Annotated in this window: 8 protein-coding genes; all 8 read right to left on the bottom strand. The window is 64.5% G+C overall.

What is annotated here, in order from left to right:
- Positions 1-8: 8 nt before the first annotated feature.
- The gene (locus tag L4G42_RS25170; protein WP_065992814.1) at positions 9-674 is read right to left on the bottom strand and encodes an amino acid ABC transporter permease; all 666 of its coding nucleotides are present in this window, start codon (positions 672-674) and stop codon (positions 9-11) included.
- Positions 667-2439, bottom strand: a complete 1773-nt coding sequence (gene lhpI, locus L4G42_RS25175) for a cis-3-hydroxy-L-proline dehydratase (RefSeq protein WP_237261283.1) — start codon at positions 2437-2439, stop codon at positions 667-669. The genes L4G42_RS25170 and lhpI overlap by 8 nt, the downstream gene beginning before the upstream one ends.
- A gap of 193 nt (positions 2440-2632) precedes the next feature.
- Positions 2633-3445: an ABC transporter substrate-binding protein gene (locus tag L4G42_RS25180; RefSeq protein WP_237254667.1), complete on the bottom strand. Its 813-nt coding sequence runs from the start codon at positions 3443-3445 to the stop codon at positions 2633-2635.
- 395 nt (positions 3446-3840) lie between these two features.
- Positions 3841-4593, bottom strand: a complete 753-nt coding sequence (locus L4G42_RS25185) for an AraC family transcriptional regulator (protein ID WP_237261285.1) — start codon at positions 4591-4593, stop codon at positions 3841-3843.
- 85 nt (positions 4594-4678) lie between these two features.
- Entirely contained in the window at positions 4679-5947 is a 1269-nt protein-coding gene (locus L4G42_RS25190; RefSeq protein ID WP_237260029.1) for an NAD(P)/FAD-dependent oxidoreductase, read from the bottom strand.
- Complete coding sequence (locus L4G42_RS25195; protein ID WP_237254670.1) at positions 5944-6180, bottom strand: (2Fe-2S)-binding protein; 237 nt, start codon at positions 6178-6180, stop codon at positions 5944-5946. The genes L4G42_RS25190 and L4G42_RS25195 overlap by 4 nt, the downstream gene beginning before the upstream one ends.
- A complete protein-coding gene (locus L4G42_RS25200) occupies positions 6173-7309 on the bottom strand; it encodes an NAD(P)/FAD-dependent oxidoreductase (RefSeq protein WP_237260030.1) in 1137 nt (378 codons plus the stop codon). Before L4G42_RS25200 ends, L4G42_RS25195 begins: the two co-directional genes overlap by 8 nt.
- A complete protein-coding gene (locus tag L4G42_RS25205) occupies positions 7306-8256 on the bottom strand; it encodes a 4-hydroxyproline epimerase (protein WP_237254672.1) in 951 nt (316 codons plus the stop codon). Before L4G42_RS25205 ends, L4G42_RS25200 begins: the two co-directional genes overlap by 4 nt.
- Positions 8257-8336 lie beyond the last annotated feature (80 nt).

The raw sequence follows: 8336 nt of genomic DNA on the forward strand, positions 1-8336 counted from the left end.
CCATCTCCTCAGTACCGGAACAGCCGCCAGGACAGCAGCCGGGCAACGGCCACTATCAGCTTGGCGATCAGGTAGTAGAGCACCGCCGCAATGGCGAAGAATTCAAAGGTGCGGAAGGTCTTGACGTTGTAATCCTGGGTCACGCCGGTGAGGTCGTTGTTCAGGCCGACGATCACGCCCATCGAGGTCATCAGCACGGCCCAGACCATCTGGTTGGTCAGTGGATAGAAAACGATGCGCAGCAACTGCGGGATGACGATCAGCCGATAGGCCTGAGGTGCGCTCATGCCCAGCGAACGGGCGGCGCGCAGTTGGGTGTCGGGCACGGCCTTCAGACCACCGCGAAAGTTCTCCGCCAGATAGCCCGCGTTGTTGATGGTGATGCCCGCGAGCAATGCCGCCCATGAGCTGATGTGCAGGCCGAACGAGCCCAGGCCGAAATACAGGATGTACACCTGAAACAGCGACGGCGTGTTGCGCGCGATGGAAATCCAGGTCGCCGCGAAGCCTCGGAACAGGCGGTTTTTGCCCTGGCGCATGAACACCAGAAACAGTGCGATGGTGACGCCGAGGATCATCGACAGCGCGGCGGTTTCGAAGGTCACCCACGCGCCGTTGAGCATGTCGGGCAGGGCCTTGAACGCGGCGCGCCAGTGGAAGTTGTAATCAAACATGGGGGCTGGCCTCGGCAACGGTGGCGGCCTGCAGCCAGACCGGCAGGCGCCCGCTGGCAACCCCGGTGATCGCGCTGTGTACGCACTCGGCCAGGCTGGCGAAATGCACGCGACGCCCCACCAGCCCGGGGGCGTAATGCGCGTATTTGCCGGAGTTGGTCATCAGGTTGCGCGCGGTCGGCGGGATAACCGGCTCGCCGAGCATGCACCAGCAGGTGTCGGTGACGAACTGCACGCCGAAGCGTTCCAGCGTGGTGACATAGCCGGCCTGTTGCGCGCGCTCCAGCGTGGCGCGGCCGCAGGTGATCACGATCGCCACGTTGTCATGTTTGCGCTGGCTGCCACACAGGTGCGCCAGCGTCGCGCATTCGCTCAGGGAAAAATGCGGATTGCCCAACGTCACGGCGTCCACTTCCGGCGTCTGCGCGCTGTTCAGCTCGCGCCAGCTGTGCAGCAGATCCGCCGGGCTGATGGTCAGGATTTTCTCCGGCGCGTGCCCGCCCATTGCCAGTTCGGCGGTGGTGGCTTCGGGTGTCACGCCGACGATATGAAACATCGGCGCAGCGGAGGTGGTGGCGAACGCAGCGCCGAAGGCCTTGAGGTCATCCAGCGTGGGGGCCTTGTGCTCCAGGCCGCAGATCACCGGAATCGTGGCGCCGCACAGCAGCCCGACGTGATAACCGAGCAGCGGGTAGAAACTGTCGTCGAGGCCGTCCAGTGCAGGTACGTCGATGCGCAGGGTCGCCAGCCGTTGCTGCGTCAGGTGGCAGCCGATCTTCGGCGCGCGGCCGGTGAGGGCGATGCAGATGTCGAGGTAGTCCGGGTATTTCAGGGTGCGCGCGCCGATCACACTGTTGGCGTACACCACTGCGTTGGACTCGGCCCAGACGATTTGCTCGCCCAGCTCCGGCGCGCTGTCCAGCAGGTACGGCGCGCAGGTAAAACTCACGCGCGCGCCCATGTCCAGATAGGCATCGCCCAGCTGACTGGCGGGTTCGCCGAGGGCCGGATCGACGCCGAGTTCGCGCCAGCGGCGCTTGTCCACGGAGATGGAATTGAGGGTGGTCGGCACGCGCACCTTGGCGCCCCAGGCCACCAGTTGCCGGGCGAAACGCAAGCTGGCAGGCCCGGTGTAGATGCAGCCGTCGATGTGCGCCTGGGTGATGTCCAGCAGTTCGCTTGCGCCTTGCAGCTCCGCCATGCGCAGGATGATGCCCATCGCCACTTGTGCGGCTTTGCCGTAGGCGCCGTCGAGCAGGCCCTGGTCGGTTTCGCTCAGTGTGATCTTGCTGATTGAGGCAGGTCTCGACAAGGCTTTGTAATCGCTAGGCAGTGGCGGCGGCAGGGAGGCAAAGCCGCTCAGGCGGTCATCCTCGACCCGCACAAAAGCGACGTCCCGCAGCGCCGCAAAACCCGCTTCGCCGACGCTGATCACCGGGATCGAATGGCTAAACATCTGCTCGGCGATCAGCACGCCGAGGGTGAGGATGTCTTCGACGCGCTCGAAGACCAGTGCGGCCGGCGCGTGGCCGTTAAGGATCAGTTCCAGCAACACGCTGCTGCCGGTGCACGAACCGCGCCCGCTGGGAATGGCCAGCACCCGGCCGTTGATGAACTGGCCGCTGAGCGGGTGATGCCGGTCGATGACTTCACCGGTAAACGGTTCGACCCCGCCCCAGAAACTCAGGCCCACGTCGGCGTACAGCAATTCGCCCTGCGCGCTGCCGGAGACAAGACAGCGCCCGTCCAACGAAACTTCAGACATCGTGGGCTCCTGAGTAATGAACCGTTTCCGGGATTCGATCGTTCCCACGCTCCGCGTGGTAATGCCGCTTGCGACGCTCCGCGTTGCGCTTTTCTGACGCAGAGCGTCAGGGGATGCATTCCCACGCAGAGCGTGGGAACGATCAGCGTCTGGGGCTGCATTCCCGCGCGGAGCGGGGGAACGATCAAGAATCTCAGTAATAGACGCCCGGCACCGTCAGGTCCACCGGCTTGCCGCCCACCCACTTTTCATACAGCTCGGCATAGCGTCCCGAGCGCACTTGCTGGTTCACGAACAGGTTCAGGTAATGAATCAGCCCGTACTCGTTACGCTTGGCCGCAAGGGACACGTAGTCGATGGTGTAGGGCGCATTGCCGGCAATCTTCAGGCCCTTGTACTTGCCGGATTTGATCGAGGCGGCGGCGACGGTGTTGGTGACCACTGACGCTTTGATGTGGCCCTGGGCGACGGCGAGGATGGTGTCGTTCTGGGTCTGGTACGCCCGGAAACTGCCGCTGCCCCATTTCTTCTGATCCTTCTCCAGCGCGATGGCTTCAAATGTACCGCTGGTGTTGCCGACATCCTTGCCCTTGAGGTCGTCGTAGCCGTTGATGCCAGCGTCGTCGCGGGTCAGTACCACCATCTGGAACGCAAAATACGGGATGGTCATCGCCACCGTTTTCGCCCGCTCCAGGGTGTCCGAGGTCGACGCCACGATCACGTCAGCTCGCCCTGAAACCAGCGCAGGAATGCGGTCCGGAAACGGCGTTTCCACTACCTCGGCTGTGACGCCCAGCACCTTCGCCAGGTCGTTGCAGTAATCGACGTCAAATCCGACCGGGTTGTTCTTTTCATCACGGGACCCCATCGGCGGGAAGTCCAAGGTCACGGCGCAGCGCAGTTTGCCGGAGTCGATGATGTCATCGAGCTTGTCGGCCAGCGCGGTGTTGATAAAGGAAGCGCTCATGACGGCGAGGAGGGCGACGGCGACTGCTTGGTTTTTCATAGAAGCCTCGGTGCGTGCAGATGGAGAAACGGTCGGATAAGTAATTTCGTATACGATATTTCATATGCACGCAGCGTGCCTGTTTGGCCAGTATCCTGTGCAGGGCTCTGGATCAGCGGGCCGGGGTTTAGATGGGTGTTTTAAGTGCGCGGGGCGGTGTTACATAAAGGAGCAGGAACGAGCGGCGTGCTTCATTGATGCACGTTGCAGTGCGGCAAGATGCAGATTGCGCCGCACTGCAATCATCCAGCGGGACTGCAATCACCGTAGGACCGGTTTTAGCCGGCAACGCGTCATTCGGCACACTGCAAAATCAACGGTGCACACACGGGCCTCTTCCCGGCTAAAGCCAGTCCTACAGAAGCACCGCGATCATCCAGGTGGGAAGTGCGGACTCAGATACGCCTCTGCGAATCCCGATACTCACTCGGCGAAGCCCCGGTCAGCGCCTTGAACTGGCGGCTGAACGCGCTGTGATCGGTGTACCCGCAGCGCAAGGCGATCTCGGTGATCGACAGGTCGTCCTGCAACAACCGCGACGCTTCACCCAGCCGTGCCTTGTGGATCATCTGCCGTGGCGTGAGCTGGAAGATGCGTTTGCAGTGCCGCTCCAGTTGGGCGATGGACAGCCCGGCGATGGCGGTCAGTTGCTCAAGCGTGATGGGCCGCGCGAAGTGTTCGCGAATGTACGCGTCGACCTCGACCAGCTTCTGATACGACGGATGGGTCGTCTGGAGGATTTGCAGATCCCTTGAAATACCCGCCAGCCCTATGATCGCGTCGTGTCGATCGCGCAGGGGGATCTTGTGGGTCAGGCACCAGATTGGCTGATTGCCGTAATACAGGTGCAGCTCCAGCTGATCGCTGAGTTGCCTGCCATCGGCCAGCACGCGGCGGTCCTGGGCGGTGTACAACGGCCCGAAGCGCGCGGGGAATACCTCTTCGGCGGTCAGCCCGACGATCTGGCTTTTCTCCTTGAAACCGCAGCGCTGCACCAGCGTCTGGTTGACCAGCGCATAGCGCGCGTGGGCGTCCTTAACGAAGAACACCACACCGGGAATGGCATCGAACAGCGGCGCGACCCGTTCCAGGCTGGCGAGCAACTGGTCGAGGTCGTGCAAGGGCGCGGTAGGGATGAGGTCAATCATGTTCACGGGCGGGAGGGTCGGGCGGAGGACGGGATCGATGATGCGGCAACTTCCCTGCGACGCCTAGTCGGGATCTCAACTCACCTCAAACAGAGTCACCCTCATCCAGGCACGCCAGCGTCGAGATCCGCGCCGGGCTGAAGGGCGGGCGCAACAACGGGGGGTCCCAGCCGAACAACGTCTGCGCCGCCGTCCCACAGATGCGCCCCTGACACGCGCCCATCCCGCAGCGGGTGGCGAGTTTGGCACGGGTCCAGCTGCCATGATCGGCGAGGTCCGCGTAACGCACGTCCTCGCAGCGGCAGACCACCGTTTCCGGCGCCGCCAGATTTTTCAGCGCAGGGTTCAGGCTGAACGCCTTGTTCAACCGATCTGCGAAACCCTGCCAGCGCTGCCGCTCAGCCCACAATCCTCGCGCCTTATCCCGTTCACCGACCGCCACCAGCCCGGCAATACGGCCCTCGACCAGTGCCAGTTCGCTGCCGCCGAAGCCAGTGCTTTCGCCCGCTGCGTAGTGATCGGCCAGACTCGTGGCTTGCCACTCATCCACCACGATGGCCTGATTCCTTACGGTGCAGCCCAGCGCCCGGGCGATCTCGGTGTTGGGCACCAGACTGAAACCGCAGGCCAAGCGCTCGCAGGCCAGCTCTTCAACCTTGTCGCCGACCTGAACGCGCACGCCCTCCAGCCGATCCGTGCCCAGCGCCGCCAGCACATGGGCCGACGTGCGATAGGCGGCACTGGCCAGGGTGATTGCCTGAATCGCCTTGTTCGGCCAGCGCCACAGCCCGGCGGCAAATCCGGCGACGGCGCTCAAGGGCGCCTGCTCGGCAACGCGCACGACTTCGGCGCCGTGCTTTTGTGCGGTCGCTGACGAAGCCAGTAACAGCGGGCCAGTCCCGGCGATAACGATGCGTTCGTCAGCGACCGGCAGGCCGCCTTTGATCAGCGCCTGCAAACCGCCGGCGCCGGTGACCCCCGGCAGGGTCCAGCCGGGGAAGGGCAGCAGCAGCTCCCGCGCGCCGGTGCACAGAATCAGCCTGTTGTAACTCAACAACCAGCCGCGCTCGGCGTCCTCCAGCAGCAAGCGCTTCGGCCCCGCCAGCGCGACCACCTTGCAGCCGCTGTGCAGGCGAACGTTGCTCAAACGTTGCAATTGCCTGCGCATGTCCTGGGCCTGTTTCGGCACTTGAGCATGTGGGCCGTCGCGCCAGATTTGCCCGCCCGGCAGCGGGTTGTCATCGAGGATGGCGATGCTCAGCCCGCGAGGCGCCGCAGCCAAAGCAGCCGCCATGCCAGCCGGGCCTGCGCCGATGATCAGCAACTCGACGTGATCGGTCTCTTTCAACGTCATGGCTGAGTCTCGACCTGCATGCCGTCGCGGCAGATCGTCTGGCAGGCCAATCTGCGCAGGCCGTCGATGCTCACCCGGCATTCTTGGCAAATACCCATGCCACACAAGGGCGCGCGCCGCTGGCCGCTGACCGACGTCCGGCTGCAGCGATCGCCGCTCGACATCAGCGCGGCGGCCACCGTGGTGCCCTGTGCGAAGCGAAAAGGCTGACCATCGATGCTCAATTCAGGCATGGGCGCGGGCTCCGATAAAGCGTTGCGGCAGATACGGTTCAAGGTCGAGGGGCGGCGGGGTGCGCAGCATCTGCGCGGCGAGCAAGCGGGCGGTGCCGGTTGCCGTGGTAACGCCGAGGCCTTCGTGCCCGACCGCCAGCCACAGACCGGGCTGGTGCGGATGCTCGCCAATCAGCGGCTGACCGTCGGGGCTCGCGGAGCGAAAGCCGGTCCAGCTGCGAATTCCGTTCATCTCGCCGAGCCCTGGGAGGAAGTCCATCGCCCGACGCAGCATCCGTCCGAGCATGGCCGCGTCCACGTCAGGGTTATGGTTGTCGAACTGCCGCGATGATCCGATGAACAGCTGGCCGGTCGGACGCTGCTGCACATTGAACGCCACCGACGGGCCGTTGCCCTTGTGGGCGCTAGTGACGTAGCCCAATTCGACCAGCGTGTGGGTGATCTGGGCGGGGTAACGGTCGGTGATCAGCAGGTGGCCTTTCTTCGCTTGCAACGGCAGGTCAGGGCACAGTTCACGGGCGTAGATGCCGCTGGCCAGCACCACGGCCGGGGCTTGCAGCCATTCACCGGTTGCAAGGCGGACCCGGTTGCCCTGAACTTCAGCGACCTCCGCTTGCCGCTGAGCCACCCGTGAAGACTGGCGCTGCAACAGCCAGCGCGCGGCATTGGGCGCGTAAAGAATGCCGTCGCCGCTGACCTTCAATGCGCCGAGCAGGCCAGATCGCAAAGACGGTTCGGCATTCGCCAGTTCGGCGCCGGACAGCAACTCGCAGGCCAGACCGTATTCGCTCAGCGCGGCGTGTTTGCGCTCGGCTTCGGCCATTTCTTCCTCGTTGCAGGCCAGCCACAGCGTGCCGTTGGTGCGCATCGCGCAGTCATTCGGGATCTGCGGCGCCAGTTCGCGCCAAGCCCTGACCGAATATTCCCCCAACGCCAGCTCGGCAGCGCTGTGGTCCAGCACCACCAGATGGCCCATGCCCGCAGCCGTCGCGGCCGGGCGCTGACAATCCACCACCAGCACCTGCAAACCCTGAGACGCCAGCTCATCCGCGCACGCCGCGCCGACGATGCCGCCGCCGATGACGATCACATCAGCGGCATGGCCTTGCAGCGTGGCCGCGTTGGTCACGAGCGAATGCCCCAGGCGAACGGGTCTTCGTCGTCCATCAGCAGGGTGGCTTCGGCGCTGATGTAGGCGCGGCCGCGAATGGTCGGCACGATGCGGTCGCCCGTCTGCCGTTCGCCGTGCTCCCAGGCGAAACTGCCTTCGAACTGACTGCCGATCACGCTGGCCTGCTGCCACAGCGTGCCGGGTTGAAGTTTGCCGTCTGCTGCCAGGCATGCCAGCTTGGCACTTGTGCCGGTGCCGCAGGGCGAGCGGTCGTAGGCTTTGCCGGGGCAGAGCACGAAGTTGCGGCTGTCGGCATGGTCGTCGTCGGCGAACAGCTCGATGTGGTCGATGACGCCGCCGTCTTCGCCGCGAATGCCCTGGCTTTCCAGCGCCTGCCGGACCTTCCAGGTGTAATCGGTGAGGGCGTCGAGGTTGTCGGCGGCGACGCTCAGGCCGTGGTCGGCGATCAGAAAGAACCAGTTGCCGCCCCAGGCGATGTCGCCGGTCACGCTGCCCAGTTCTGGCACCTCGACGACGAAATGTTTGCGGTAGCGGTAGGAGGGCACGTTGTCGACGCTGACGGAGCGGTCGTCGTGCAGCGTGGCCTGCACGGTGCCGACCGGGGTTTCGATGCGGTGCACGCCGGGGCCGATCTTGCCCAGATGCGCCAGCGACACCACCAGCCCGATGGTGCCGTGGCCGCACATGCCCAGGTAGCCGCTGTTGTTGAAAAAGATCACCCCGGCGCAGGCCTCGGGGTCCACCGGCTCGCACAACAGCGCGCCCACCAGCACATCGCTGCCGCGGGGTTCGAGCACCGTCGCGGCCCGCCAGTCATCGAACTCGTCCGCCAGAAGTTGACGCCGCTCGGCCATGCTGCCCCGCCCAAGATCGGGAAACCCGTCGAGCACCAGCCGAGTCGGCTCGCCGCCGGTATGAGAATCGAGAATCTGGATGCGTTTCATGTATTCCCCTGGTAAGGCTGCGTCTGGAACTGGCTACGACGATCCCTGGTGGGACCGGCTTCAGCCGGGAAGGCGTCGGT

It is taken from the genome of Pseudomonas petrae (assembly GCF_021728295.1).
Classification (GTDB): Bacteria; Pseudomonadota; Gammaproteobacteria; order Pseudomonadales; family Pseudomonadaceae; genus Aquipseudomonas; species Aquipseudomonas petrae.